This is a genomic window from uncultured Tateyamaria sp. (assembly GCF_947487805.1).
Classification (GTDB): Bacteria; Pseudomonadota; Alphaproteobacteria; order Rhodobacterales; family Rhodobacteraceae; genus Tateyamaria.
In genome coordinates, this window is the sequence record NZ_CANKXW010000002.1 from 36,134 (window position 1) to 63,010 (window position 26,877).

A 26,877-nucleotide genomic window follows, 5' to 3' on the forward strand; every position below is an offset into this window, starting at 1 on the left:
TTGTGTTAAAGTGCGCGCTCGCTGGTGCGATCAAACAGGTGAATGCCGCGGGGGTTGACGCCAAAGGTCAGCCGTTGGCCCAAGGCCACCGGGCTTTCCGAGTTGACTTCGACCATCACCTGCGCGCCGCCGCATTTGCACAGCAGCACCGATTGCGCGCCGACATATTCGGACACCTGAACATCCAGCGTCAGCGCCCGCTCGGGGTCGGCGTCATTGTCAAAGTTGAGGTCAGAGGGCCGGATGCCCAGCGTCACCGCGCGGTCACTATGCATGCGGGCGGTGTTTGCCTTGGCGTCGTCGAGCTTCAGCTTGAATCCGTCTCCGGTGACAAAGATCTCGCCGCCCTGCTCTTCGATCTGCCCGTCCAGAAAGTTCATCGGTGGCATGCCCATGAAGCCCGCGACGAATTTGTTCACAGGCCGCTTGAACAGCTCTTCGGGCGTGCCCTGCTGCTGGATGTGGCCGCCGTGCATGACGACGATCCGGTCTGCGAGCGTCATCGCCTCGATCTGGTCATGGGTGACGTAGATCATGTTCTTTTGCACCCGCTGGCTCATCAGCGCCAATTCCGCGCGCATCTGTCCACGCAGCTTTGCATCAAGGTTCGACAGAGGTTCGTCGAAGAGGAAAATGCCGCTGTCCTTGGCCAGCGCGCGCGCCATCGCGACCCGTTGCCGCTGTCCACCGGACAAGGCACCCGGCTTGCGACCAAGGAATTCGGTCAAGCCAACCATATCGGCAACTTCCCTGACCTTGGCGTTGATTTCGGATTTCGGGCGTTTCGCGAGGCGCAGGGCAAAGCTGATGTTCTGTGCCACGTTCATATGCGGATAAAGCGCATAGTCCTGGAACACCATCGCCAGATCGCGTTCCTTGGGCTCCAGATGGCTGACCGGTTTTCCATCCACATAGATCTCGCCCTCGGACACATCCTCCAGCCCTGCAATCATACGCAGGGTCGTCGATTTGCCGCATCCGGACGGTCCGACAAGCACGGTAAATTCGTTGTCGGCCATCTCGAGTTCGATGCCGTGCAACACTTCGACGTTGCCGTATCGTTTCACCAGATTTTCGAGCCGGATGGTTGGCATGAGCATTTTCCAATCTTGTTACCGGTCACATTAACAATTGTGACCGGTAACACAAGAAAAAACCCAAAGCCAAAGTCATGCAAAACCAGCGGCTTAGCTATTTTGTGCTGTCACGGAAGGTTAACTCAACCGGTACGGACACGAGGGATCGACTCGGTTTGCCTGTCTCCGACAGCAATGCGCCGATCAATTGCCCGGTCTCTTTTCCAATGATCTTGGGGTCGACGGAGACCGTGGTGATCGACGGCGTGGCAAAGCGAGACACTTCGAAATTCCCAAAGCCCGCGACGCCAATATCGTCGGGAACAGATTTGCCGAATTTCGCCATGACCGACAGAACACCAAAGGCCGGCGCGTCGGATACGCAAAATACACAATCGGTGTCGGGAAAGCTGTCGAACAGGCGCCCCGCGGCGGCGGCCCCGTCTTCGATGGACAAAGGCGGTTTACCGATTTTCAGAACGCGGTCGGTGGGCAGGCCGGCCTCTTTCATCGCATCGATATAGCCCTTGCGCCGTGCCGCCCCCCGCGTCCAATCATCGTCCGCCTCGCCCAGAAAGGTGATGTTGCGATAGCCCTTGGCGATCAGCGCGCGGGTCATGTCTGCCGCCGCTTGTCGGTTGGAAAAGCCGATTGTGTGGCCAATAGGGTCCTCGGGGCGTTCCCAAAGCTCAACCACAGGCACATGCGCATCGCTCAGCAATGCGATAGTGCGGTCCGAATGCCCGTCATAGGACAGCACGATCGCCTCGGGTCGCCGCTTGAGCATGTCTTCGACAAGCTGTTCCTCTCGCTCGATCGAGTAATCCGTATGGCCCAGCAGGATTTGCTGGCCAATCTGCTCCAGCTCTTCGGTCAGCGCCTGTACGGTTTCCGCAAAATGCAAGTTGTTCAGCGATGGCACGAGGACGGCGACAAACCCGGACCGCTTGGTTGTAAGACTGCCCGCCATGTGGTCGGGCACATAGTTCATGTCGCGCACGACCTTCAGAATCCGCTCGCGGGTTTCCTGCGAAATGGGGCTGTCTTTCTTCAAAGCCCGGCTGACCGTCATGCGTGACACGCCCGCAGCGCGGGCAACGTCGCGCATGGTGACTGGACCAGAGGACTTGGAAGGCGATTGGGACATGTGCCGCAGGTTGTGCCCGGTCACAGCGCGCGTCAAGGCGCTAAATTCATTTGGTCGTCAACGAGACGACGCGCGGCGAATTGCACAACCGGCTGCCCGCGCCTAAGTTTACGCCAGATGCTCAGTCAGGGGGCCAAGCATGGTGTCGGGAAATTCATTGCTGCGCTTTGCTCTGGTTTCCGCTGTTTTTCTGGGCCTGCTGTTCATGCGCACCACGGCATCTGTTGCGGATACGATTCTGCAACGCGACGCCTTTTCGGCCCAGATTGGCACCCGTCAGTCCAGTTTTCTGGCGCGTGATCTCAGCACTGGGCAAACCTGCATTCTCGAAGGCAGTGACCTGGAAACACGGCACGCGCCGTGGTCCACCTTCAAGATACCGAACACGCTGATCGCGCTGCGCACAAACACTGCCAAAGGCATTGATGATTGGCGCGATTGGGATCGCGCGCGCCGCCCCGAGGCCGCGTTCTGGCCGGACGCATGGAAGCAGGGGCAGACGCTGAAAACCGCGTTTCAGCGGTCGGCGGTGTGGTATTTTCAGGATGTTGCGCAGGATGTGGGGGCAGAGCAGTACCGCACAACTCTGACGGCTTGGGAGTATGGCAATGCCATCGTCCCGAATGGATCCGATACGTTTTGGCTCGGCGGTCCGCTCATGGTGTCAGTGACCGAACAGGTGGCGTTTCTGGAAAGGCTGCTGACGGGTCGGTTGGATGTCGCACGCCACCACATTGATGACCTGTCGATGGCGGCCCGCGCCGGAACGCTGGGGGCATCCGTGCTTCATGGAAAAACCGGTGCCGGACCTGGCAGGGAGCGGCGGTATTCAGGCGCGTTCGAGGGGTGGTATGTCGGCTGGCTTGATCACGGTGATGGTGCGTCGGTGGTCTTTGCCCACCATGCCAAGGGGCCGTATTTCGATGCAATCCGCACCTTTCGCCGTGATTTTGCCGAAACGTTGTTGGCCGCCTGCGGCATGACGGTCAGATAGCACAGGCAGGGTGACGTCACCCCCAATACAAGGGTGACGTCCGCATTGTTCAGCGATCAAGCGCGCCAACGCCCGAGAAGCGGAATGCTTCCTGCTCCAGCGCATCGATTTCCTCGGCGCTCATCTGGTCATGGGCGACCGTGATCCGACCTAGGAAGACAAAGGGCAGCTCGTCTGCGCGGTCCTCAAGATCAGCCTTGATCGCTTCGGCTGTTGCCGCGCCCACGTCATCACCCATGCGCATGGGTGTGGCGTCCAGTTCGCCGCGGCGGATGGCATCCAGTTCCAGCCCTGTGCCGCCCCAACCGGTCGAGAAGATCTCCTTCTCTTTGCCGACCGACACTTGTGCCTCAACGCTGCCCATCGCCATGGCGGTGTTGGCGTTGTGGATGATCTTGGCCTCCGGATAGGATTGCAGGATCAGCGATGTGCCGGCAAAGCCGCCTTCGCGTTGATACTCACCGTAGTGTTCATAAACGGTGGTCCAGCCTGCTTTTTCCTCGACGCAGGCTTTGAAATCGCCCGAGCGCTGGTTGTCGGTGATGCCCGGAATACCCCGGTTCATCGCCATTGTGACGCCTTCGCCCAGACGACCGATCATATAGTCGCACATGGTCAACGCACCGGCGGCCGACGAAAAGTCGAACCATGCGGCGGGCTGGTGCTCAAGATCCTTGAGCGGTGTGTGAAACGCCCAAACATATGTGGTCAGGTCGTCGGTCTCCGCCGCCAGTTTCGAGATGTTGTCAGCCTGAATGGCCAGTTCCGAGGGGCCAAAGATGACGTAGTCATAGATGTCCTTGTCCAGAACCACCTGGTTTGCATAGGTCGTCTGCAACGAGTGTTCGACCTGACGCGATGCGAATTCGGTCGTTTCGTATTCGATGCCCAACTGATCCAGACGCTTGGTCATGGCCAGATAGTTGCGGGCCCAGAAATCCGAGGTATCCGACGACGGATAGATCAGCGCGATCTGAATGGGCCCGTCCTGCGTGCCGCTGAATTTCACGGCGTCACCGCCGACGACCGCTTGCATGGCCTCCAGCTTGCCCTCGGCATTTACCTCAAGCGGCACCCAGTAATCGCGATCTTCGATACCGGGCAGTTCCTTCAGTGGCAGGGTTGCATGGCCATCCGCCAGTGCCATGCCTGTTACGGCGGTTGCCACGAGGGCTGTGGTTGCTAAAAGTCTCATCTTGGTTCCTCCCTTTGCAATGAGAGCGGAGCCATCGGTTGGGCTGGGGCTGCACCCCCGGCCCGACCACCCCGCATTTGGCCGTTTACCCGCTGTTCACGGTGTCCCCGGCAAAGACGCCACCGATTGCGAGCAAGGCAATCAGCACGCCAATTATGAGTGCGGAAAACCGCACCAGTTTCTGGCCTTCGGCCGTTTTGAGGTCGGCAAACCAGCCGCCCCCGCCGTCACGATCCTTTTTCTGGATCCAGGCATAGAGCGCCACAGAGCTGATGATCACAAAGCCCGACGCCACCGGCTGCCAGAAGAACTCGATCCGCAGTGTCACCAGTGCATTCAGCATCATGGCGAGCAGCAGGACGCCCGAGAACGACCCGATAATGGATGCCCGCCCACCAAACAGCGACGTGCCCCCCACAACTACCGCCGCAATGACGTGCAGGTTAAAGAATGGGGCCATCGTCGCTTGAATGGCGTTTTGTTTACCGGTCAGCATCAGACCCGCCAGCGCTGCACAGGCACCACACAACACATAGGCATAGACCTTGTGACGTTTTACACCGATGCCGGTCAGTTCCGCCGATTCCGGGCTGGACCCGATGGCGACGGTGTAGCGGCCAAAATGCGTGCGCTGCAGGATGTAATAGCCCGCAATCATCGTCAGAATCCCGATCACGGCAGGCGTGGGGATAAAGAACGGCGTTTGACCGCGCCCCATTTCCGTCAACACGTCCGGAAAACGCGCCAGCACCAGACCCTTGGCCAAGAGCAGCGCGAGGCCCTTGTAAACCAGATCCATCGCGAGCGTTCCGATCAGATCAGGTACGTTCAGGCGCGTGATGATCAGACCGTTGATCAGGCCCAGAAGAGCGCCAATCGACAGCGCAATCGGAATGCCGACATAGATCGAGAATCCGAATTGCTTGACCAGAAACGCCATGATGATGGCCGACAGAACGGCAACCGATCCGACAGACAGGTCAATGCCGCGCTGGGTGATCACAAAGGTCATCGCCATCGCCATCGGCATATAGAGGGCCGCGTCCTGCAGGATCAGCTCAAGATTGCTGATCCGGTAGAACCGTTCGGGCGAGGCCACGGCCATGAACAGGAAAATGGCGGCAATCATCGCCATCGGCGCGATGACAGCCATGTACGGCTCAAGCCGTTCGCTCAGCGGCGGCTTATAGTCTGCGTCAACTGCGGTGTTCATGCTGCGTCCTCCTTGGCGCCAACGATCATGCCCAGCACGTCCTGGGTCGAGCTTTCAGAGGTCAGCACCACGCCAACGCATTGTCCCCGGCGCTGCACGTGAACGCGGTCGGCCACTTCGAATACGTCATCCAGCGAGTGGCTGATCAGGATCACGGCGAGGCCCTGAGCCTTGAGCGCCTTGATCAGTTTCAGGGTGCGCGCTGTTTCCTGCGGACCCAAGGCGGCGGTGGGTTCATCCATCACCAGCACCCGCAGGCCTTCGTGATATACGGCGCGCGCAATGGCCACGGCCTGTCGCTGCCCGCCCGACAGGCTGTCGGTGGGGGCATCCAGTGATTTCAGGCGCACGCCAAGGCGTTCCATCAGCACCCGCTCGGTCTCGGACCGCATCTTTTTGTTGTCGAGCACAGTGATGCCGAACACTTTCTTGGTCAGCTCGTTGCCCAGAAACATGTTGGCTGCGGGATCAAGGTGATCAGCCAGCGCAAGTGTCTGATAGACGGCGTCGATACCTGACCGTGCGGCGTCAGCATGGTTCGAAAATTCGATCCTTTCACCATCGAGGTAAATGTCCCCCTCAGTCGGTTGATAAACGCCCGTCAGGACCTTGATTAGGGTCGATTTTCCGGCGCCGTTGTCGCCCACGATGGCAAGGACTTCTCCGCCATAGGCAGCAAGATCGACATTCTGCAGGGCGGTCACGCCGCCGAACCGTTTGGTGATGCCTGTCATCTGGACAAGCGGTGTCTGTGCCATGGCGTTATCCTCCGCCAACTCGGATGGGTGGCGCTTTGCGCCGGATCGATAGGTCGATTAATGCAGGGCCCCGTCACTCACTCCGGGACCCTGCGGGGAGAAACCCTTATTTGCCCCAGATCGTCGCGTAGGCGTCGCGGTAGGGAATGTCGGGGTCAAACGCGTTGCTGTCGCCCATCTTGGCCAGCCCTTCGGGTGTGACCAGCGCAGGCGACGTGACATAGCCCGAACAGGCCTCGCCCTGAATGGCGCGGTTCAGCTCGTCTACAAGCTGCCAGCCTTGCAGGTTCAGCGGCTCGGCCACGGTAATGGCCTGGTAGCCATTCGACCGGATGCGCTGGAACGCGGCCTCTGACCCATCCCCGGCAGAGCCCGCCTGAGGTCCCGCATCGGGTGCCAGTCCGGCCGCGGCCAGAGATGGACCCATAAAGTCGAAATAGAGGTCGTTGATCGCCAGCGCATGCGTCCAGCTTTCCCCGTATTTCTGCAACAGCGACGTTGTCAGCGGCCCCATGCGTGTCGATGTATCGGCAATGGGTGTGTCCACATATTCCAGAACCTTGCCGCCCGCCGCTTCGACCGTTTCTTTCAGGCGGTCGGCCTTGTCGATGGCAATCTGGTAGGTGCTGTCGGTGAAAATGACGACGCCGATGTCCGTGCCACCATCTTCGATGGCCCATTCGGCGGCCACTTCGGACACTGTCATCGCATCTGTCGACACGTTGGCAAAGATACCGCCGGGCGCGTCACATCCGATCTTCGGCCCTGAATGCCAAGCAACCATGGGCACGTCAGCAGCGACCACACCTTCCAGTGCGGCTTGCTGTTCCACAGCGTCAAAGCCGTTGATGATGATACCGTCGGCCTTCAGCGCCAGCGCCTGACCAATCGCAGCCGTACGGCCCTGAATGGATCCGGCGCCGTCCAGAACGCGCACGTCCCAGCCGATCTTTTCAGCCGCTTCTTCGACCCCCGTGGTCACCCCCAGGATGCCGCCGTTTTTCAGGTCGCCCGCGACGACGACGATGGACTTGCCTTCGGCCGCCGTAGGTCCGGCTGTGGGGCCGTCCCATTCGGCCAAAGCCGGGACCGCGGTCATCATCGTTGTGGCGATCAACCCGGCCAGAAATGTACGTTTTTGCATAGTATCCTCCCTTTGCAATCGTGATTGCTCAGCGCTTGTCTGCACCTTTTTTGCGCTGCGCGTAGCCTGCGATGCCGATGGCAACCAGCAGGGTAACTCCGTTGAACAGCGGCTCGACCCAGAAGGAGCCACCGAATTGTTGAATGCCTGAAATGCCGACCGCGAGGATGACGACACCCACGACAGTGCCCCACACATTGACCCGTCCGGGCTTGATCGTGGTGGAACCGAGGAATGCGCCAACAAGAGCAGGCAGCAGGAACTCGAGCCCAACAGACGCCTGCCCGATCCGCAGTTTCGCGGCCAGCAGCACGCCGGCCAAAGCCGTCATTGTTCCGGATGCGACAAAGGCGCCGATCACGTATTTCCGTGTGGGAATACCGTTCAGCTGCGCGGCCCGCTGGTTCGCTCCGATGGCATAGAGGTACCGGCCCACCGGCGTGTATTCGAGAACGATCCACATCACGACCGTGATGACGACCAGGTAATAGGCGGTGATGGGCAGGCCAAAGACAAAGGTGGTGTTGAGCGCGTAAAACCCATCCGGCAAAAGCCCGACCATCTGCCGCCCGCCAGTGTGCCACAGAGCCAGCGCGTACAGCACCGTGCCGGTGCCAAGTGTGGCGATAAAGCTGTCGATCTTGGCGACTTCCACCAGCAAGCCGTTCAAAAACCCGGTGACTGCGCCCAGCAAGAGCACGATGGCAACCGCAATCGGCCACGGCAGACCCAGCATCGTCTGCAAGCTGATCGCCAGAATGTGCCACAGCACGATCCCGTAGCCGACGGTCAGGTCGATCCGACCCGCCGCCATCGGGATCATTGCCCCCAGCGACAAAAGCGCGATGATCGCCTTGTCCGAGATAATCGACCGCAGGTTCAGCATCGTCGGAAATGTGTTGGGCAGGAGGACAGAAAACAGACCGATCAGAAACACGGTCAGGATCACCAACCCATAGACAGGAAGGAACCGCATCACGCGTCTGCTCATTGGCAAGCCTTTAAGTTCGGCCTTGGTCGGCTCGAGTGCACTGGATTCAAGCGACTGCATTCGCACCGCTCCCTTCTGTCTTGATATTCCCGGCGGATGCCGACTGGATCAGGTTTTCTGTGGTCAGCCGCGTGCCTGTCAGCTCATCGACAATCGCGCCCTGGCTAAACACGATGGCGCGGTGACAGATCGTTGCGATTTCTTCAAAATCCGTGGACATAATCAGGATCGCGACGCCGTCTGCCAGTGCGCGGTTCAGCAGCGCATAGATCTCGGACTTGGCCCCGACATCGACACCGGCCGTTGGATCTTCGCAGATCAGCAGTTGGCGCTTGGTGGCGAGCCAGCGGCCGATGACCACTTTTTGCTGGTTGCCCCCCGACAGGGCCTCGATGGCGAGGCTGGGATCATTGGGCGACAGACCCAGTTCGGCACCGATGATGGCCGCCTGATCCGCCTCGGTCTTGGGCGACAGGATGTGGAACAGTTTGCGGCCAATGCCGTCGGGGTTCAGGAACGTGTTCTCACGGATGCTGAGGCTCATCGCCACCGATTCCTCCGTCCGGTCCTTTGCCACGAGGCCGACGCCGGAATGAAGTGCCGCTTGCGGCGAGGACAGATCGGGGGTGTTGCCCGCCAGTGTCACCGACCCTTCGAACGGAACCAACCCGAACAGCGCGCGCGAGATTGCCTCGTGCCCTGCCCCGCGCAGCCCGACAAGGCCCAGAACCTCATTCTTTTGCAGATCGAGGTTCAGCGGCTGAACCCCCGGCACTTCGAAGTCGCGCAAGGACAAAACAGGCGCACCTGCATCGCCCGGTGCCTTGACCGTTTCGCGCGTCTTGCGCCCCACGATCTTTTGCACCAGTTCTTCGGGTGTGGTGTGATCGATGCTGCGCACCCCAACCATGGCACCATCACGCAATACCGCGACCCGGTCCGCGATCTGGAAAATCTCATCCAGCCGGTGCGAGACATAGATCATGCCCACGCCCTTTTGCCGCAACGGGCGGATCGCGGCAAAGAGCCGTTCGACCTCGTCCGCGGGCAAGGAGGCAGTCGGTTCGTCCAGCACGAGGAATTCGCTGTCGACGGCCAAGGCGCGGGCAATGGCAACAAGCGATTTTTCCGTGCGCGACAAGTCCTCGACGCGGGTCGTGGGATCGAATGCGCAATCCACCTTGGCCAACGCATCCGCCGCAAACCGTTCCACATTGTCCCAGCGGATCAGGCCATTCTTGCGCGAAAACCCAAGCGCAAGGCTGATGTTTTCGGCCACTGTCATCCATTCGATCAGCCCGAGATCCTGATGGATGAACGCGACCTTCTGCCGTTCGCCAAAACCTGCGGTCTTGTGTTGATAAGGGACACCGTCAATCAGAACCCGGCCCGCGTCCGGGGTGTGGATGCCGCCCAGAACCTTGATCAATGTGGACTTGCCTGCGCCGTTCTCTCCGAGCAGTGCGACGATCTCGCCGCGGCCCACAGTCAGCGACACATCCTTGAGCGCGTATGTGCCCCCAAAGTGCTTGTCGATGCTGTCAAAGAACAAACCTGACTGCAGGTCTGGCATGGCATATCCTCCCTGTTACGCGTCTCAACCTCCCCGTTGAGTTACCCGTAACGTTACGCTAGCATCGGGTCAGATCGCATGTACTGTCAAGGCATAAGTTACCCGTAACGTAAGATGGCGTAGACCGTGGATAAACAGAATAAAAACAACAAGGTAAGCCTGTCACAAGTCGCTCGGGCGGCGGGCGTGTCCAAAATGACTGCGAGCCGTGTTTTGCGCGACGAGGGCGGGTATTCCGAACAAACGCGCATCAAGGTCATGGCGCAGGTCGACGCACTAGGCTACCTGCCGAATCGCTTGGCGACGGTTTTTGCGGGCGATCAAAGCTCCACCTTCATCGGCGTGTCGATCCCGGACCTCGGTAACGAGGTGTTTGCACAGGTTCTGGAGGGCATAGATCGCAAGCTCGGGACCTTCGGATACCAGTCGGTTCTGGGGCTTACGCAGCACACATTGAACGAGGAAGAGAACTGGATCAGGACTGTCCTATCCTGGCAGCCTGCGGGGCTTATCCTGACAGGGCGCTACCACTCTCCGCGCGCCACCGAGATGCTGCGCAACGCTGGAATTCCGGTTGTCGAGATCTGGGATCTGAACTCCAGCCCGCTCGACATGAGCGTGGGTATCAACCACTTTGACTGTGGCTTTGACATGGGGCGATATCTGACCAACTTGGGCTACCGCAACCTTGGCTATGTCGGCACGTCCCACGACACGGCGAACGCCGCAACAGAGCGGCTGAACGGGTTTTGCAAGGCGGTTGAGGGCGCAGGCGGACAGGTCGTGAAGCAGCTCTGCCTGCACGACACCGCCACCTACTACCCCGGGTTTTATGGGACCGAACAGTTGCTGGCCGCGGCGCGTGGTGTCGAGTGTATCTACTATCAGAATGACGCGATGGCCTTTGGCGGACTGCAATATTGTACCGGCAAGGGGCTGAAGGTGCCGGACGACATCGGCATCGCAGGCTGGGGGGATTTGCCGATTGCCTCGGTGATGAAACGTCGCATGACGTCCTGCCACGTGTCGCATCTGAAACTGGGACAGAAAGCCGCCGAAGTGATGATGGGCCGTCTCACGGACGAGCCCGTGCCCGCTTGCGTCGACATCGGGTTTCGGTTGATCCCCGGATCTACAGTGCGCGACCGTTCGGCCTAGCTTGTCTCGCCGATAACGAGTTCGGATCCGACATCGACACTGCGTTGATCGGCGACTGCTCCGGCAAAAATATCCTGCAAAAGCGCCACGACCTGATGTCCGATGTCCTCGGCGCGCACATTGACGGTCGTGATCCGCGGGTTCGAGATCTTGGCCACCTCGAAATGACCAAAGCCCGTGACCGCCAGATCGTCCGGAACGGTCAGACCCAGGCGTTGCAGGGCGCTGAGACAGCCGAACGCCACCGGATCCGACACGCATACAAGCGCGTCATAGCGCGCGATGTCCCGACCAAAGGCCTCGATTGCGGCATGGCCGTGGCGCATCGACACCGGGGCGGGGCCTGCGTCAATGAAATCGATCTCGGGCAATCCGTGATGACGCGCACGGTCCACAGCACCTGAGCGCCGCACGACCCCGCGCATGTCCGCCCCTTCGGACGCACCGACAAAGGCGAGCTTGCGCCGGCCCGTCTGCACAAGGTGATCCACGATATGGCCCATGGCATCCGCGTTCGAGAACCCCACCACGTGACCCAGCGGATCGGCGGGCAGGTCCCACATCTCGATCACCGGCAGACCCCTGCCCCGGATCAACTGCCGCGTCGCGTCCGTGTGATGCCCCCCGGTCAGGATCAGCGCCTCGGGATTGCGCGTCAGCAACTGGCGCGCCAATTCTTCTTCCTTGTCAACGCGGTAATTCGTGCTGCCCAACAGCAGTTGCACCCCCGCCTGCCCCAAGCCGTTGCTCAGCGCGCGAAACGTCTCTGCAAAGTTGGCGTTGTTGACCGATGGCAGGGTTACGGCGACAAACCCGCTTTTCTGGGTGCGGAACGCCTGCGCCGTGCTGTCATAGACATAGCCCAGTTCCTGCGCCACCTGCCGCACGCGCGCGCGCGTCTGGGCGCTGACGGTGTTGTCGTCGCGCAATGCGCGGCTGACCGTCATGGGCGACATGCCCACGGCCTGTGCGACATCCCGCATGGTGATGCGCGCGTTACCCATCGCTCAGCCCACGAATTCGTGCCGTTCGGTCACGTGGTGGTGGATGCGACCGTCAAAATGTTCCGCCACGATCTCGCCCGTCACATCGCGCGACTGGGCGCGAAACGGGCTGTCGAGCGCTGCGGTCATCGCCGCCTCGTCTGGATAGCTGATGGCAAGGATCAGCGGGAATTCCGGCGCGCCGGGATCGCGGTCATCGCTGAACATCACGCGGACATCGGAATTGCCCGGAAACTGCCGCCACAAGGGCACCAGACGGTCCAGAACCGCGGCACGAAAGGCCGGTTCCTGCCCCGGTTTCACCGAACCTTCGAACAGTGCGAAACGCGTGATCATGCTGTGATCTCCTCTTGAGCGCCTTTGAAAAATTCCATGACGGCCGCCTGGTCCTCGCCACCCAGTCCCGCAGCGGTCAGCATGCGGTGGATTTCGGCGCAGAGCGCGGTCATGGGCATGGATGTCCCCGTTTGCCGGGCCAGATCGTTGACCGCGTTCAGATCCTTGACCATGTTATCGATCCGGCCCGTGCGCCGGTAATCCTTGGTGGCGAAGCGCGGGAGGTATTCCTGCAACAGTGCAGAATCCGCCCTGCCTCCTTTAAGCGCCAGCGGGATCTTTTCCGCATCCACCCCGGCATCCAGCGCCAGCTGTGTGGCTTCTGCCACGGCAAGAAAGCCCAGACCACACAGCACCTGATTGATCAGCTTGGTTGTCTGTCCCGCGCCGGATGGCCCCATATGCGTATAGTTCGACGCCACATGTTTGAGCGCAACATGCGCGCGGTCGACATCTTCGGGCGCACCGCCGGCCATCAGCGTGAGCTCTCCCAAGAGCGCCTTGGGCGCGCCGCCCGACAGCGGGCTGTCGACCCATGCCAGTCCGCGTTCCGCAGCCATCTTCGCAAATTTCCGCGTGGCATCGGGTTCGATCGAGGACATGTCGATGATCACCGTGCCCGGGGCCGCGCCTTCGACGATCCCGTCCTTGCCAAAGGCGGCAAGGCCCACGATGCGCGAGGCGTTGAGGCTGGTGATCACGAAATCCACATCTCGTGCTGCATCAGCAGCGGTGGGCGCGGCAACAGCACCAAGCGCGACCATGTCCGCCACCCGGTCCGCGTCCAGATCGAACACTTTCAGGGAATTGCCGGTCTCAAGCAGGCGCGCGCCGATGGCGCCGCCCATGGCGCCTGCGCCGACCAATGCGATCTTTTCGCTCATATCATCGTTTCCCTGACATAGTTTTCCGATTGCGCAACCACGTCCCCGTACGGGCGCGAGATGTCGATCTCACCGCCCCACTCATCGTCCTGCAACCGCTCCAACGCGTCGAATTGGCTGTCGAGCAGTTGGGTCGGCATGAAATGCCCCGGACGCAGCGCAACCCGGCGTGCCAAGACGTCGCGCGGTGCGTCCAGATGGAGGAAGTGCACAGGTTCCGGGACCTGCGCGCGGATCAAATCACGGTATTTGACCTTGAGTGCGGAACACCCGATCACGATTGGTCCGCCATGGTTGGCAAGACAACGGCCCACATCCGCAAGCCAGGGTGCACGGTCATTGTCATCAAGCGGTGCGCCACTGGTCATCTTGGCGATGTTTTCGCGCGGGTGCAGATCGTCCCCGTCCACGAAATCCATCTGGCAAATCGCCGACAGGGCCGTGCCCACCGATGACTTGCCGCAGCCCGAAACCCCCATAAGGACATAGCACCGCATCACAGGGACGCCGTAATGCCGCCATCCACATAAAGCGTATGGCCGTTGACAAAGCTTGAAGCTGCCGAAGACAGGAACACCGCCGCGCCCACCAGTTCCTCGACCTGCCCCCAGCGGCCTGCTGGCGTACGTTTTTCGAGCCAGGCAGAGAACTCCGGATCTGCGACCAGGGCCGCGTTCAAAGGCGTATCGAAATATCCGGGCGCAATGGCGTTGCATTGCAACCCGTGTTTGGCCCAGTCCGTCGCCATCCCCTTGGTCAGGTTCGCCACGGCACCTTTGGTTGCGGTGTAGGGCGCGATACCCGGTCGGGCCAGCGCGGTCTGGACGCTGGCAATATTGATGATCTTGCCGCCCCCGCGGCCAATCATGTGCCGCGCCACGGCTTGCCCGACGTGAAAGACACTTGCCACATTGGTCTGCAACAGTCGCTCGAACGCGTCGGCGGGGAAATTTTCCAACTCGGTGCGGTGCTGCATGCCCGCGTTGTTGATCAGGATATCAATCGGGCCGGTATCCGCCTCGAACGCGTCGACGGCGGCACGGACGCCATCGTGGTCGGTCGCATCAAAGGCCAAAGTGTACACTTTGGCGCCCTTTTCGCGCAGTGCCGCAGCCGCCGCGTCGAGTTTGGCCGCATCCCGCCCGTTCAGAACGATTTCTGCCCCGGCTTCTGCCAGCCCGCTTGCAAGGGCAAAGCCGATGCCCTGGGACGATCCGGTGATCAGCGCGCGACGGCCGGTAAGGGAGAAGAGGCTGGACATGAAACACTCCGAGAATTGAGGGGTGCGGGATTGACGGCACCCGAATGGTATCGATAACATGATACCGATAACATCGGCTGTCAATCGTGGAATCGTACAGAATGTGAAACGCCGGCAATCAAAAGGTGACATTCGGTAGGACACGGCCCAGTCTAAGCCATGACCCAGCGTGAACCTGCGCACCCTTACAGTTCCGAAAGGCCCAACAATGAAAGTCATCGTCGCCCACGCAGCCAAGGATTTGCGCGTCGAAACCCGAGAGATGCCGGAACCGGGGCCAGGTCAGGTGCGGGTCAAGATGGCCGCTGGCGGGATATGCGGATCCGACCTGCACTACTACAACCATGGCGGCTTTGGTGCCATCCGGCTGCGTGAACCGATGATCCTCGGGCACGAGGTTGCGGGCCACGTGGATGCGTTGGGCGCTGGCGTCGATAGCCTGTCGGTTGGAGCCTTGGTGGCTGTGTCGCCGTCGCGACCATGCGGGCACTGCGCCTATTGCGCCAAGGGGCAACAGAATCACTGTCTCAACATGCGGTTTTACGGCTCAGCCATGCCATTCCCACACATTCAGGGCGCATTTCGTGAATTCATTGTTGCCGATCTTGCCCAATGTGCCGATGCGGGCGACCTGACCGCCGGAGAGGCGGCGATGGCCGAACCCTTGTCCGTGGTTCTGCATGGCGCGCGCCATGCGGGCGATCTGATGGGCAAACGCGTGTTGGTAACGGGGTGCGGCCCTATCGGTCTGCTTGCCGTGCTGGTTGCACGTGCCGCCGGGGCCGTAGATATCGTGGCGACGGACATTGCCGACTTTACGCTCCGCAAGGCACGGCAAGTGGGCGCGGATCGCGGGATCAATGTCGCGACCGAAACTGACCCGCTGGGCGCATATGCTGCGGACAAGGGGTACTTTGACGTTCTGTTCGAATGCTCCGGCGTGGCCTCGGCGCTTGCCTCGGCGGTTCCTGCCCTGCGCCCTGCGGCCACCATCGTGCAGCTTGGCCTGGGTGGCGACATGACCCTGCCGATGCAGGCGATGACCGCAAAAGAGCTACAGCTCAAAGGGTCGTTCCGCTTTCACGAGGAGTTCACAACCGCCGTCGACATGATGCGTTGCGGCAGGTTGGATGTGAAACCGCTGATCACGCACCGGATCGGCATCGACGATGCGACATCGGCCTTTGAACTCGCCTCGGACCGCAGCCAGGCGATCAAGGTGAACGTGACCTTCTGACAGGGTCAGGTCACCCGCGACATGGTCTGGTATTTGGGGTCATCCCACAGCCGGTCGCGGATCACGGTTTCCAGAATTTCGGCGGCACGGACCACGTCGCCCCGGTCGATATAGAGCGGCGTGAAACCGAACCGCATGATGTTGGGCTGGCGGAAATCACCGATCACACCGTGATCGATCAACGCCTGCATCGCGGCATACCCGTGTTCGAAGCCAAACGACACTTGCGACCCGCGTGCCTGCGCATCCCGCGGCGACGCAAGCGCGAGATCGGGGCACCGCGCCTCTACCTCTGTGATGAACAGATCCGACAGCGCAATGGATGCGGCCCGAATGTCGTTCATGTCCACTCCGTCCCAGACGTCCAGCGCCGTGTCCAGGATGGACAGTTGCACCACGGACGGCGTGCCCACACGCAGCCGTTCGGCAGACATTGCAGGACGGTAATGCCGCTCCATCGCAAAGGGCGCGTCATGCCCCAGCCAGCCCGCCAGCGCCGGTTCGAGATCAAGCGTCAGATCGGGCCGCGCATAGATGAACGCAGGTGCACCCGGCCCGCCGTTCAGGTATTTATAGGTGCAGCCGACGGCAAATTCCGCGTTGCTGCCCGCGATGTCCAGCGCAAGCGCGCCAGCGCTGTGCGCCAGATCCCAGATTATCACTGCACCGGCGGCATGTGCGGCGCGGGTGATCGTCTCCATATCGTGCAAGCGGCCCGTGCGGTAATCCACATGAGTCAGCATCACCACAGCCACATCCGTATCTATCGCGGCCAGCACATCGCCGGGCGCAGGTGTGCGCAGCTCATATCCCTTGTCGATCGTCTTGATCAGGCCTTCGGCCATGTAAAGGTCGGTGGGAAAGTTGCCGTCATCGGACAGGATCACCCGCCGATCCGGGCGCATCTTGAGCGCTGCGGCCAGCGCCTGGTAGACCTTGATGGACAACGTGTCGCCCGTGGCCACGGACCCGTCGGGCGCGCCGATCAGATGCGCGATCCGGTCGCCCACCTTTGTGGGCAATGCCATCCACCCGGCGCTGTTCCAGGCGCGGATCAACTGTCCGCCCCATTCCTCGGTGATGACCTGATTGGCACGCGCGGCCGCCCCTTTCGGCAACGGGCCCAACGAGTTGCCGTCGAGATAGATGATGTCCTCCGGGATATCGAATAGCGCCCGCTTGGGAAGGGATGTGGTCATGTCAAAGCTCTCCGCGCAGGTGCCAAAGTTCAGGAAACAGTTCGACCTCTAGCATGCGGCGCAGATATTGCACGCCGGATGTACCACCCGTGCCGCGTTTGAAGCCGATGATCCGTTCCACGGTAGTGACGTGATTGAACCGCCAGCGGCGGAAATAGTCCTCAAGATCGACCAGCTTTTCGCCCAGTTCATAAAGGGTCCAATACCTGTCCACGTCTTCGTAGACGGTTTTCCAGCGCGCCTGGATCTCCGGGTCATGCGGGTGCGGCGCATCCAGCACCGGCGCAGGTGCTGTGCCCTCTGACCCGTCCAGATCATGGAACAGCCGCCGCACGACCTCGTCATAAAGGCTGGGCCGCGCCAGTTCCGCCTCGAGTGCGGCAACTGCTTCGGGCACATGGGCGTGCGGCTTGATCATGTTGGAATTGCGGTTGCCCAGCACGTATTCGATCATGCGGTACTGGTGTGACTGAAATCCCGACGACGGGCCAAGAGCCGCGCGAAATGTTGTGTAATCCGCGGGCGTCATTGTGCGCAATACATCCCACGCGCTGTTGAGCTGCTCAAATATCCGGCTGACCCGTGCGAGCATCTTGAACATGTGGCTCATGTCTCCCCGGATCAGCGCATCGCGGGCGGCGTTCATCTCGTGAATGGCCAGTTTCATCCACAGTTCGCTCGTCTGGTGCTGGATGATGAACAGCAATTCATCATGCGCGCGACTTTGCGGATGCTGGGCGGACAACACCCGGTCAAGATGCAAGTAGTCGCCATAAGACATCGCATCCCCGAACTGCATCTTCGCCCCTTCGGCCCCGGGGTCATAGGCGCTGTTGCTCATGTGGGTCTCCTGAATGCGGGTGCCTTCCGTGCCATTGTCACCGCAGGCTTGGCGTACGCAAGAGCATCTGCGGTCCGGCATCGCATTTTCTTGCACCGGGCGGCGGGCGGTGTTCAAGTTGTGGCACATGCCCCAGGGAGGCCGCATATGGAGATCAGGGACAAGACAGTCGTGGTGACGGGGGCAGCCAGCGGGATCGGGCGCGCGCTGTGTCTGGCCTTTGCCGCCCAAGGGGCGAAACATGTGGTCTGTGCTGATCTTGATGCAGATGGCGCGGCGTCTACCGCTAAGGAAATCAATGGGATACCCAAGGCGGTTGATGTGTCGCATGAAGATCAGATCGCAGACCTCGTGAAAGAGGTTGAGGATACCATAGGCCCCATCGACCTCTTTTGTTCAAACGCTGGCGTTCTGGTCGAAGGCGGCGTTGATGCGCCCAATGATGCGTGGCAGCGGCTGTGGGAGATCAACGTGATGGCCCATGTCTGGGCGGCTCGCCACGTTGTGCCCCGGATGATCGCCCGCGGCGGGGGATACCTGTTAAACACTGCATCGGCCGCAGGTCTGCTGAACCAGATCGGATCGGCGCCCTATGGTGTGACCAAACATGCCGCGGTGGGCCTTGCCGAGTGGCTGGCAATGACCCATGGCGATGACGGGATCAAGGTGTCGGTTCTGTGCCCCCAGGCCGTGCGGACGGCCATGACCGAAGGGTTCGAAGACCACGTCGCGGCCATCGATGGCATGTTGGAGCCGGACGACGCCGCGCGCGCGTGCGTGGACGCGATCAAGGCCGAAACCTTCCTTGTGCTGCCGCACGCAAATGTTCTGGACTACATGCGCCTCAAGACCGCGGATTACGACCGCTGGATCGGGGGCATGCGCAAGCTCAACCGCGTCTACGGCAGCTAGGCCTCTGGCTTGGGCGTCACGGGCCGGATCAGGCCCTCTTGCGCGACCGAGGCAACAAGCTGGCCGTGGCGATCATAGATCATGCCCCGGTTGAACCCGCGCCCGCCGCCCGACCAGGGACTATCCATCGCATAGAGGTGCCAGTCGCAAAATTCGGCTGGCGCATGGAACCACATCGCGTGATCGAGGCTGGCGGCCATCACGCGCCCCGTGAACCACGTTTGCCCATGCGGGCGCAGCGCTGTGCCCAGCAGGTTGAGGTCCGAGGCATAGGCCAACAGGCAATGCTGCAATTGCGGGCTGATGCCCCGCGCGGCCGCCATACGGAACCACAAGTGGCTGCGATCATCCGTAGGCTCGGGGGTAAAGAAGTCGCGCGGCGCCACTTCGCGGATGTCGATGGGACGGGGGCGCAGGAATTCGGTGTGGTATTTCTCCGGGATACGGTCCACCACGGTTTGCCGCAGCGCCGTCCGGTCGGCCAGGTCCTCGGGGCCCTCGACGTCGGGCATGGGATGCTGGTGATGCCAGCCGTCTTCCTGCACGTGGAACGAGGCTGACATGTTCAGGATCTGCCGCCCATGCTGGATCGCCACCACGCGGCGGGTTGTGAAACTGCCCCCGTCGCGGGCACGGTCGACCTGATAGATCACCGGAATTTCAGGATCACCGGGGCGGATGAAATAGGCGTGCAGACTGTGACACAAGCGGTCCTCGACCGTTTGGTATGCCGCCGCCAGCGCCTGTCCGATCACCTGCCCGCCAAAGATGCGGGTGGGCGTCTCGCCCCCCTGCCCGGTGCCGCGGAACATGTCGACCTCAAGGCGTTCGACCGCGAGGAGGTTCATCAATGTCTGGTGTGCATCTGTCATTGTGCTGTTCCGATCCGGCCTCTTTGACCTTTGCCTCTCACATCAACGCACCATGTACCAGCGCCTTGAGCTCGGCCCGTGCGGGATAGCTGGAGGATGGGCTGAGCTGGGTGAAAAAGACGACGCTGATGTCGTGTACCCGGTCGATCCAGAAAAAGGTGGACGCCATACCACCCCAGCTGAAATCCCCGACCGAGGAAGGCACGCGGCTGCGCGCGGGGTCAAGCACGACCGCTCCGCCGATGCCAAAGCCCATGCCGTCCATCGGCTGTTCGGCAAAGCTCGATGGCCCGAGGCTCGCGATGTCTCCGGGCAGGTGGTTGGACATCATGAAAACCGCCGTTGACGGGGAGACGAGCCCATCGCCGCCGCGCCGCAGACATTCGGCAAAGCGCATGTAGTCATCGATTGTGCCAACAAGCCCGCCCCCACCACTAAGGCACGTCGCATTGAGGAACGGTGACCCCTCTGGCGTATCCACCAGCCGCAAAGGATCGTCGCTTGCCTGCCCGCCGCCCAGGGCCATCGCGTCCCCGGCGAGCGGGGTATAGAGCGCCGCGAAGCGATGCCGCGCCGATATGGGCACGGAGAACGCGGTTTCGGTCATACCCAGCGGGTCAAGGATACGGGCTTGAAACACGTCGCCCAGCGATTGACCGGTCACGACTTCGATCACGCGCCCGATCACGTCAATGCCCACCGAGTACTCCCACCGCGCCCCCGGCACAAAGGCCAGTGGCAACCGGGCCAGCGCGCGGCATTGATCGGCAAGCGTGTGCGCCCCCGGTTTGAACAGCAGATCTTCCGCTTCCATCGCAGATGGAACGAGGCCGGGGTTGAACGGATAGCTGAGGCCAGAGCGGTGCGTCAAAAGCTGATGCAGCGTGGGCACCGGCACGGGTGCGACATCATCGATATGCGCGGCATTTGGCACCAGTGCCACGGGGTCTGCAAATTCCGGCAGAAACCGCGACACGGGAGCATCGAGGTGCAACCGCCCCTCCTCTACCAGCATCATCAGTACCATGGAGGTGATCGGCTTGGTCATGGAATAAATGCGCGCGACCGTATCGCGTGCAAAGGGCGCGCCGCTTTCCAGATCGCGCGGTCCTGCCTCATGGTAAAACACTTCCCTGCCACCCTGATGGATCAGCACGGAGGCACCCGCGAATTTGCGTTCCGCGATATAGGCGTCGACCCATGTGCCGATGCGGGACAGCCGGTCAGGTGCAAGGGTGAGGGACATGGTAATTCCTGTGCGCGGGATCTTTGCCCACGATACCGACCCGTCGCCTGTTGCCAAGTCAATTCACGCGCCCTTAAGCTGCGGCGGAGACCGGAGGACGACACATGCTCAAGCTTCATTTTGCCCCCAAAAGCCGCGCGATCCGCGCCGCATGGATGCTGGAGGAAATGGGGCTCGCCTACGAACTCGTATCTTATGCCTTGGGTGATCCGCAGATGCGCAGCCCTGCGTTCCGCGCCATCCACCCCATGGGCCGTGTGCCGGTGCTGGAAGACGGCGATGTGCGTATCATGGAAAGCGGCGCGATCCTTGAGTACCTGATTTCCCGGTACGGCGGGTCTGCCTTTCGCCCGGACGTGGACAGTCCCGATTTCCCGGCCTACCTGCAATGGATGCACTATGCCGAGGGGATGCTGATGCCGCCCGTCAATTCCTACATGGTCGAGACGTTTTTCCTGCCGCCTGAACGGCAATCGGAGGTGCACGCCAAACGTGCCAAAAAGCTGCTGGGGCACATGCTGGTCGCGGTCGAGGCGGGGCTGGAGGATCGCGCGTATCTCGCGGGCGAATTCACTGCCGCGGATATCATGACTGGATCGGCGGTGATGTCCGCGCGCACCATTGGCGTGGAAATGTCAGAGTTGCCGCAGCTCACGGCCTATATCGACCGATTGTCGCAGAGGCCGGCCTATATCAAGGCCGCGGCGCTCTGATCCGCTAGACCTCAAGCCATTCCTTGCGCACGTCATCGCGGGCCTTGAGCTCTGCCGGGGTGCCCTCGAAAACGACCTGCCCGTGGCCCATGACATAGACCCGGTGCGCGATGTCGAGCGCGATCGACAGTTTCTGTTCCACCAACAGCGTCGCAATGCCCCGCCGCGCGATCTCTTGCAGCAGTTGCGCCACGCGCTGCACCATCTGCGGGCTGAGCCCTTCGGTGGGTTCGTCGATCATCACCAGATCCGGATCGCCCATCAGCGTACGGCACATGGTCAGCATCTGCTGTTCCCCGCCCGACAGTACAGACGCCTCCACATCCGCACGCGCATCGAGGTTTTCGAACATCTCGAACATGTCCTGCATCGACCAGCGCCCGGCACCGTCCTTTTGTCCCGGCTTCAGGCCGAGGATCAGGTTTTGCCGCGTGGTCAGGCCGGGAAAGATGTCGCGGTTCTCGGGCACGTACCCGATACCCAGATTGGCCACTTCGAACGCCTTTTTGCCCGCGATCTCCTGCCCTTTGAACCTGACCGAGCCGTGCGGCGGCACCTCGCCCATGACGGCCTTGCAAGTGGTCGAGCGCCCCACCCCATTGCGACCCAGAAGGGCGACGATCTCGCCCTCGCCAATGGTGATGTTGACCCCCTGCAAAATATGGGACTTGCCGTAATAGGCGTGCAGATCCGCGACCTCCAGCATCTCAATGGTCCTCCAATGCCGCACCCAGGTAGGCTTCTTGCACCTTCGGGTTGGCGCGCACAGCCTCCGGCGTGCCGGTCGCAATGATCTCGCCGTAGACCAGGACAGAGATTTGATCGGCCAGACCAAAGACCACGCCCATGTCATGTTCGACCATCACCAGCGTCTTGCCCGTCGTCACCTTGCGGATGAGGTCGACGATATAGTCTGTTTCGGAATGGCTCATGCCCGCGGTGGGTTCATCCAGCATGATCACGTCCGCGCCGCCCGCGATGGTGATACCGATCTCCAAAGCGCGCTGTTCGGCATAGCTGAGCACACCGGCGGGCAGATCGCGCCGGGCGGTCAGGTTGATCTGTTCCAGGATCTGTTCGGCCCCTTCGGTCAGCGCGCGGCTGCGCCCCACCATGGACCAGAAGTTGTAACGGTAGCCCATCGACCACAGGAGCGAACAGCGCACGTTCTCGAACACGGTCATCTTGGGAAAGATGTTGGTGATCTGGAAGCTGCGCGACAGGCCCATGCGGTTGATCTCGAACGGGGCCTTTCCGGCCAGATCCTCGCCGTGCAGGGTGATGGTGCCCGCCGATTGCGGAAAACGACCCGTGATCAGGTTGAACAGCGTGGATTTGCCGGCACCATTCGGACCGATCACGGCGTGGCGTTCCCCCCGCCCGATGGACAGGTCCACGCCGCGGATGATCTCGGTCTTGCCAAAGGACTTGCGCAGCCCGGAAAGTTGCAGCGCAGCCGTCATCGTGCGGCTCCATCCGGTGTGTTGGCGTCATTCCAGGCGGCCACCAGCCCCGGTGCCGTTGCGCGCGCCAGTCCGAACCCGATGACCGTCGCACCAATCGCAAGAACCCATGGCAGAACGCCATGGGTGTCGAATGTCGTCCAGTACACGGTGATCTCGTGATCGCCGACAGAGGCATGGCGCACATGGAACACCATTTCGATCAATGCCGCAGCACCCAGGCATCCCAGCGCGCCTGCGCCCAGTGTCTTGAGATATGGCAGTCCCAATCTGCCCAGTTTCCCAAGCCGCTTGGCGGGCACGTGCATCATGATCAACCCCGCCAGACCGCCGGGAAAGAACATCACTGTCACCACAAAGACGATGCCGAGGTAGAAGCCCCACAGTTCAGTCTGAAGGCTCAGCACGGTTTGCACCAACGTAAAGACAATCGCGCCAAGGATCGGGCCAAAGAAGAACCCGACGCCGCCAAGGAAGGTCACCAACAGGATGATGCCCGACTGGGTTGTGTTGAGGTTTTCTTCGGTCAGGATCTCGTAATTGATGGCGAAAAGCGCGCCTGCGATGCCTGCAAAGAACCCGCTGGCCACAAAGGAATAGAACCGCACCCAGCGCGCGGAATAGCCAAGGAACTCGGCCCGTTCGGGGTTGTCCCGTACAGCGTTGGCCATGCGCCCCAGTGGCGTGCGCGAGTAAAGATACATCAGCGCCGCCGACACCATCAGCCAGACCGCGATCAGGTAATAGACTTCGATCTGTTGCAGGAATTCGACCCCCAGAAACGGCAGGCCATAGGTGCGGTCGCCGGAAATTCCCTCTTCTCCGCCGAAAAATGCGACGATGATCACTGAACAAGCCGCGATCAATTCGCCCACGCCGAGGCTGATCATGGCAAAGACGGTACCCGCCTTGCGCGTCGAAAAGGAGCCGACGATCATCGCCAGACCCATGCCAAAGAGCCCGCCAAAGATCGGCAACAGCGGCAGTGGCAGGTTCGAAAAGAACGCGTCATTGTTGATAATGTGCATGCAGGCAAATCCGCCCACCCCGGCATAGACCGCGTGCCCAAAAGACAGCATGCCACCCTGCCCCAGCAACATGTTGTAAGCCAGCGCAAAGATGATCGTGATCGCCATCTGGTTCATGATGGTGATGGCGGAGTTGGCGGTAAAGATGAACGGCAGGATCAGCAGGGCAATGGCGGCAATGACCCACGGGGTCAGCGGCAGCACCATCGATCCCGCGCGCATACGCTGGGCGGGTTTGGTTGGGTCGGTGGTCAGCTGATCGGTCATGCGTCACGCTTTCCGAACAGGCCGTAGGGGCGAAAAATCAGGATCAGGACCATCAGGATGTAAGGCAGGATATCCGCGATCTGCGGGCTTGTGATGCTCCACAAATCGCGCCAGGGGCTGTCCCAGATCGGTTCGGGCTTGGTAAAGCCCAAGGTAGTCAACAGATCCTCCATCCGCAGGTTGTAGGCTTTGGAGAAGGTGGTGATCCACCCGATCAGCAGTGATGCGACCAAAGCGCCCCAGAGGCTGCCCAGACCACCGATGACGATCGTCACGAACACAATGGAGCCGAGAACGAAGGCCATGCCGGGAAACGTGCCCAGCACTGGCCCGGCGATCACGCCCGCAACGCCGGCAAGGGCCGTGCCTACGCCAAAGACGCCCATGAAGATCAACGGCACATTGTGCCCCAGAGCCTCGACGGTTTTGGGATATGTCAGCGCGGCCTGAATGATCATGCCCACACGGGTGCGGGTCAGCACCCAGAGCAGGCCGATGAAGATTGCCACCGAGATGAAAATCATGAAGATCTTGTAGGCCGGGATCGAATTGCCCGCGATGGCAAAGGCCGTGAATTGCAGGATCTCGGGCGCCTCGTAGGGCATCTGGTTCTTGCCCCAGATGAACTGAACCAGTTCCTCGATCAGCAGGGCAAGCCCGAAGGTGAAAATCAACTCTGGCACATGGCCGTACTGATGCACCCGGCGCAGGCCGTACCGTTCGACACCTGCCCCCATGACGCCCACCACCAGCGGCGCGATCAGCAGCCCCATCCAGAAGCCGAGTGCCAGGCTGATCTGGAAGGCGAAATAGGCGCCCAGCATGTAGAAACTGGCATGGGCAAAGTTCAGCACGCCCATCATCGAAAAGATCAGCGTCAGCCCGGCCGACAGCATGAAAAGCAACAGCCCCGTCACAAGGCCGTCGATCAGGTTGACAAGGATGAGATCCATAAATCGGCTCCGAAAGGGGCAGTGTGTCCGAAAGACGTCTGTTGCGTCACCGGGGGGCTCTGCCCCCGGCGCGTGCCGCGCCTCCCCCGAGGTATTTCAAGCGAAAGGAAGGGGAAGGCGCTTGTGCATCAGGGGCGCCGCATCTTGCAGCTGGTCTCGGAGTCCATGGCGGCCATGGTCACCGTGTTCTCGACTTTGATCCCGTAGCCGGAATTGTCGTAGTCGAAGGTGATGCCATCATCGGTGTGGGCGTGGATGTGCACGTCCTGGATCAACTGGTGATCGATGGCACGCATCTTGATCGACCCACCCCAGAGACTTTCGTGCTCCATGTCTTCAAGGGCGTATGCCACCTTGACCACATCCGTGGCACTGCCCGCTTCATCGATGGCGCGGGCCAGCATCTCGATCACGTTGGTGATGCGCGCCTGACTGATATTGCCATCAGGATACTTGGCCTTGAACGCCTCGTAATAGGCCGCGGCCCTGTCATTGGCGGGCGGGTTGATCTGCCCCTCGGCCACAAGGCGCAAGCTGCCTTCGCCGGTTTCGCCAAAGGCCGCGGTGATGCCGTCTGCGGCGGCGTAATAGGTGAAGATTGGACCATCATAACCGTTTTCCAGCACGGACTTGCCCAAGCCCAGCATGTCCGCACCCCAGTTTCCGGTGATGATCGCGTCGGCCTCCGAGGCCACGATCTTGCGGCTGTAGGGGGTGAAATCCTTGACCTTGCCAATGGGGTGCAATTCGTTGCCGACGATTTCGATGTCGGGGCGCTTTTCACCGATGAAACGCACGGCCGCCGCAGCCACGGCCTTGCCGAAGGAATAGTCCTGCCCAATGATGTATACTTTCTTGATCCCATCATCTTCGGCGATCACATCCGTCAGCGCATCCATCTTGATGTCGGCGTTCGCGTCAAAGCGGAAGTGCCAGAAGTTGCACTTGTCATTGGTCAGCGCCGGATCGACGGCGGAGTAGTTCAGGAACAGGACCTTGTCATCCGGATTGCGGCGATTGTGCTTGTCGATCGCCTCGGTCAGCGCGTTGGCCACGCCCGAACTGTTGCCTTGGGCGATGTAGCGGATGCCCTGATCAATCGCGACTTGCAGCTGGATCAGCGACTCCTTGGGGCTGATCTTGTTGTCGAATGCGACAATCTCGAACATGTCGCCGTCAAGGACGCCGCCCTGTTTGTTGACCAGTTCCTCGGCCGCGAATTCATACTGGTGCAGGCCATTCGTGCCCGTACCCGCGAACGGACCTGACAGCGGATCGATGAAGGCGATTTTGATGGTATCGGCGGAGGCAGCCAAAGCACTGACCGACAGGGTCAACGCGGTTGCCACGCCAAGCGTGATGGATTTGAGCATGTGTTCCTCCCTAGAACGCGACCCGCCCTTGCGGCCTCT

The 26,877-nt window shown here is 61.0% G+C and carries 27 protein-coding genes; 5 read left to right on the top strand and 22 right to left on the bottom strand.

Annotated elements, in window-relative coordinates:
• Positions 1–5 precede the first annotated feature (5 nt).
• Together ugpC and Q0949_RS05830 are read right to left on the bottom strand one after the other, a co-directional pair.
• Positions 6–1,094, bottom strand: coding sequence for a sn-glycerol-3-phosphate ABC transporter ATP-binding protein UgpC (gene ugpC, locus Q0949_RS05825; RefSeq protein WP_299370815.1), 1,089 nt, complete (start codon positions 1,092–1,094; stop codon positions 6–8).
• Between the two features lie 97 nt (positions 1,095–1,191).
• On the bottom strand, positions 1,192–2,184 hold the full coding sequence (locus Q0949_RS05830) for a LacI family DNA-binding transcriptional regulator (RefSeq protein WP_299369605.1): 993 nt from the start codon (positions 2,182–2,184) through the stop codon (positions 1,192–1,194).
• 178 nt (positions 2,185–2,362) lie between these two features.
• Between Q0949_RS05830 and Q0949_RS05835 the strand changes: the two genes are divergently transcribed.
• Positions 2,363–3,217 (top strand): penicillin-binding transpeptidase domain-containing protein, encoded by an 855-nt coding sequence (locus Q0949_RS05835; RefSeq protein WP_299369607.1) that lies wholly within the window; start codon positions 2,363–2,365, stop codon positions 3,215–3,217.
• A 49-nt stretch (positions 3,218–3,266) separates the two neighbouring features.
• Here Q0949_RS05835 and Q0949_RS05840 read toward each other — a convergent pair whose 3' ends face one another.
• The 6 genes from Q0949_RS05840 to Q0949_RS05865 all read right to left on the bottom strand — a co-directional run bounded on the left by Q0949_RS05840 (position 3,267) and on the right by Q0949_RS05865 (position 10,091).
• Positions 3,267–4,412: a substrate-binding domain-containing protein gene (locus tag Q0949_RS05840; protein ID WP_299369609.1), complete on the bottom strand. Its 1,146-nt coding sequence runs from the start codon at positions 4,410–4,412 to the stop codon at positions 3,267–3,269.
• Between the two features lie 85 nt (positions 4,413–4,497).
• A complete protein-coding gene (locus Q0949_RS05845) occupies positions 4,498–5,625 on the bottom strand; it encodes an ABC transporter permease (RefSeq protein ID WP_299369611.1) in 1,128 nt (375 codons plus the stop codon).
• Entirely contained in the window at positions 5,622–6,383 is a 762-nt protein-coding gene (locus tag Q0949_RS05850) for an ATP-binding cassette domain-containing protein (protein WP_299369613.1), read from the bottom strand. Before Q0949_RS05850 ends, Q0949_RS05845 begins: the two co-directional genes overlap by 4 nt.
• A 106-nt stretch (positions 6,384–6,489) precedes the next feature.
• Entirely contained in the window at positions 6,490–7,527 is a 1,038-nt protein-coding gene (locus Q0949_RS05855; RefSeq protein ID WP_299369615.1) for a substrate-binding domain-containing protein, read from the bottom strand.
• Between the two features lie 28 nt (positions 7,528–7,555).
• Positions 7,556–8,518, bottom strand: a complete 963-nt coding sequence (locus Q0949_RS05860) for an ABC transporter permease (protein ID WP_299369617.1) — start codon at positions 8,516–8,518, stop codon at positions 7,556–7,558.
• A 46-nt stretch (positions 8,519–8,564) separates the two neighbouring features.
• The gene (locus Q0949_RS05865; RefSeq protein ID WP_299369619.1) at positions 8,565–10,091 is read right to left on the bottom strand and encodes a sugar ABC transporter ATP-binding protein; all 1,527 of its coding nucleotides are present in this window, start codon (positions 10,089–10,091) and stop codon (positions 8,565–8,567) included.
• A gap of 126 nt (positions 10,092–10,217) precedes the next feature.
• Here Q0949_RS05865 and Q0949_RS05870 point away from each other — a divergent pair, with 126 nt between their 5' ends.
• On the top strand, positions 10,218–11,249 hold the full coding sequence (locus Q0949_RS05870) for a LacI family DNA-binding transcriptional regulator (protein WP_299369621.1): 1,032 nt from the start codon (positions 10,218–10,220) through the stop codon (positions 11,247–11,249).
• Here Q0949_RS05870 and Q0949_RS05875 read toward each other — a convergent pair.
• From Q0949_RS05875 to Q0949_RS05895, 5 genes are read right to left on the bottom strand one after another with little or no spacing between them, the layout of a single operon-like run.
• Positions 11,246–12,253 carry a LacI family DNA-binding transcriptional regulator gene (locus Q0949_RS05875; RefSeq protein ID WP_299369622.1) on the bottom strand — a complete coding sequence of 336 codons (1,008 nt, stop codon included), beginning with the start codon at positions 12,251–12,253 and terminating at the stop codon, positions 11,246–11,248. The two genes, Q0949_RS05870 and Q0949_RS05875, sit on opposite strands and share 4 nt — an antisense overlap.
• Positions 12,254–12,256: 3 nt before the next feature.
• A complete protein-coding gene (locus Q0949_RS05880; RefSeq protein ID WP_299369624.1) occupies positions 12,257–12,589 on the bottom strand; it encodes a hypothetical protein in 333 nt (110 codons plus the stop codon).
• Positions 12,586–13,473: an NAD(P)-dependent oxidoreductase gene (locus tag Q0949_RS05885; RefSeq protein WP_299369626.1), complete on the bottom strand. Its 888-nt coding sequence runs from the start codon at positions 13,471–13,473 to the stop codon at positions 12,586–12,588. Before Q0949_RS05885 ends, Q0949_RS05880 begins: the two co-directional genes overlap by 4 nt.
• Positions 13,470–13,970: a gluconokinase gene (locus tag Q0949_RS05890; RefSeq protein ID WP_299369628.1), complete on the bottom strand. Its 501-nt coding sequence runs from the start codon at positions 13,968–13,970 to the stop codon at positions 13,470–13,472. Before Q0949_RS05890 ends, Q0949_RS05885 begins: the two co-directional genes overlap by 4 nt.
• The gene (locus Q0949_RS05895) at positions 13,970–14,734 is read right to left on the bottom strand and encodes an SDR family oxidoreductase (RefSeq protein WP_299369630.1); all 765 of its coding nucleotides are present in this window, start codon (positions 14,732–14,734) and stop codon (positions 13,970–13,972) included. Before Q0949_RS05895 ends, Q0949_RS05890 begins: the two co-directional genes overlap by 1 nt.
• 208 nt (positions 14,735–14,942) lie before the next feature.
• Between Q0949_RS05895 and Q0949_RS05900 the strand changes: the two genes are divergently transcribed.
• The gene (locus Q0949_RS05900; protein ID WP_299369632.1) at positions 14,943–15,971 is read left to right on the top strand and encodes an L-idonate 5-dehydrogenase; all 1,029 of its coding nucleotides are present in this window, start codon (positions 14,943–14,945) and stop codon (positions 15,969–15,971) included.
• A 5-nt stretch (positions 15,972–15,976) separates the two neighbouring features.
• Here Q0949_RS05900 and kynU read toward each other — a convergent pair whose 3' ends face one another.
• The gene (gene kynU / locus Q0949_RS05905) at positions 15,977–17,170 is read right to left on the bottom strand and encodes a kynureninase (protein WP_299369634.1); all 1,194 of its coding nucleotides are present in this window, start codon (positions 17,168–17,170) and stop codon (positions 15,977–15,979) included.
• 1 nt (position 17,171) lies between these two features.
• Positions 17,172–18,011 (bottom strand): tryptophan 2,3-dioxygenase family protein, encoded by an 840-nt coding sequence (locus Q0949_RS05910; RefSeq protein ID WP_299369636.1) that lies wholly within the window; start codon positions 18,009–18,011, stop codon positions 17,172–17,174.
• A 147-nt stretch (positions 18,012–18,158) separates the two neighbouring features.
• Between Q0949_RS05910 and Q0949_RS05915 the strand changes: the two genes are divergently transcribed.
• Positions 18,159–18,923 carry an SDR family oxidoreductase gene (locus tag Q0949_RS05915; protein WP_299369638.1) on the top strand — a complete coding sequence of 255 codons (765 nt, stop codon included), beginning with the start codon at positions 18,159–18,161 and terminating at the stop codon, positions 18,921–18,923.
• On the opposite strand, the gene Q0949_RS05920 is transcribed toward Q0949_RS05915, so the two are convergent.
• Complete coding sequence (locus Q0949_RS05920) at positions 18,920–19,795, bottom strand: acyl-CoA thioesterase II (protein ID WP_299369640.1); 876 nt, start codon at positions 19,793–19,795, stop codon at positions 18,920–18,922. The two genes, Q0949_RS05915 and Q0949_RS05920, sit on opposite strands and share 4 nt — an antisense overlap.
• 37 nt (positions 19,796–19,832) lie before the next feature.
• Complete coding sequence (locus tag Q0949_RS05925) at positions 19,833–21,041, bottom strand: serine hydrolase domain-containing protein (protein ID WP_299369642.1); 1,209 nt, start codon at positions 21,039–21,041, stop codon at positions 19,833–19,835.
• A gap of 104 nt (positions 21,042–21,145) precedes the next feature.
• Here Q0949_RS05925 and Q0949_RS05930 point away from each other — a divergent pair, with 104 nt between their 5' ends.
• Positions 21,146–21,754: a glutathione S-transferase family protein gene (locus tag Q0949_RS05930; protein WP_299369643.1), complete on the top strand. Its 609-nt coding sequence runs from the start codon at positions 21,146–21,148 to the stop codon at positions 21,752–21,754.
• A 4-nt stretch (positions 21,755–21,758) separates the two neighbouring features.
• Here the strand turns inward: Q0949_RS05930 and Q0949_RS05935 are convergent, their stop codons facing one another.
• The 5 genes from Q0949_RS05935 to Q0949_RS05955 form a co-directional block, all read right to left on the bottom strand.
• Positions 21,759–22,460, bottom strand: coding sequence for an ABC transporter ATP-binding protein (locus tag Q0949_RS05935; RefSeq protein WP_299369645.1), 702 nt, complete (start codon positions 22,458–22,460; stop codon positions 21,759–21,761).
• Position 22,461: 1 nt separating this feature from the next.
• The gene (locus tag Q0949_RS05940; protein WP_299369647.1) at positions 22,462–23,217 is read right to left on the bottom strand and encodes an ABC transporter ATP-binding protein; all 756 of its coding nucleotides are present in this window, start codon (positions 23,215–23,217) and stop codon (positions 22,462–22,464) included.
• Positions 23,214–24,512: a branched-chain amino acid ABC transporter permease gene (locus Q0949_RS05945; protein ID WP_299369649.1), complete on the bottom strand. Its 1,299-nt coding sequence runs from the start codon at positions 24,510–24,512 to the stop codon at positions 23,214–23,216. The genes Q0949_RS05940 and Q0949_RS05945 overlap by 4 nt, the downstream gene beginning before the upstream one ends.
• Positions 24,509–25,465, bottom strand: a complete 957-nt coding sequence (locus Q0949_RS05950; protein WP_299369651.1) for a branched-chain amino acid ABC transporter permease — start codon at positions 25,463–25,465, stop codon at positions 24,509–24,511. The genes Q0949_RS05945 and Q0949_RS05950 overlap by 4 nt, the downstream gene beginning before the upstream one ends.
• 128 nt (positions 25,466–25,593) lie before the next feature.
• Positions 25,594–26,838, bottom strand: coding sequence for a branched-chain amino acid ABC transporter substrate-binding protein (locus Q0949_RS05955; protein WP_299369653.1), 1,245 nt, complete (start codon positions 26,836–26,838; stop codon positions 25,594–25,596).
• Positions 26,839–26,877: the final 39 nt, after the last annotated feature.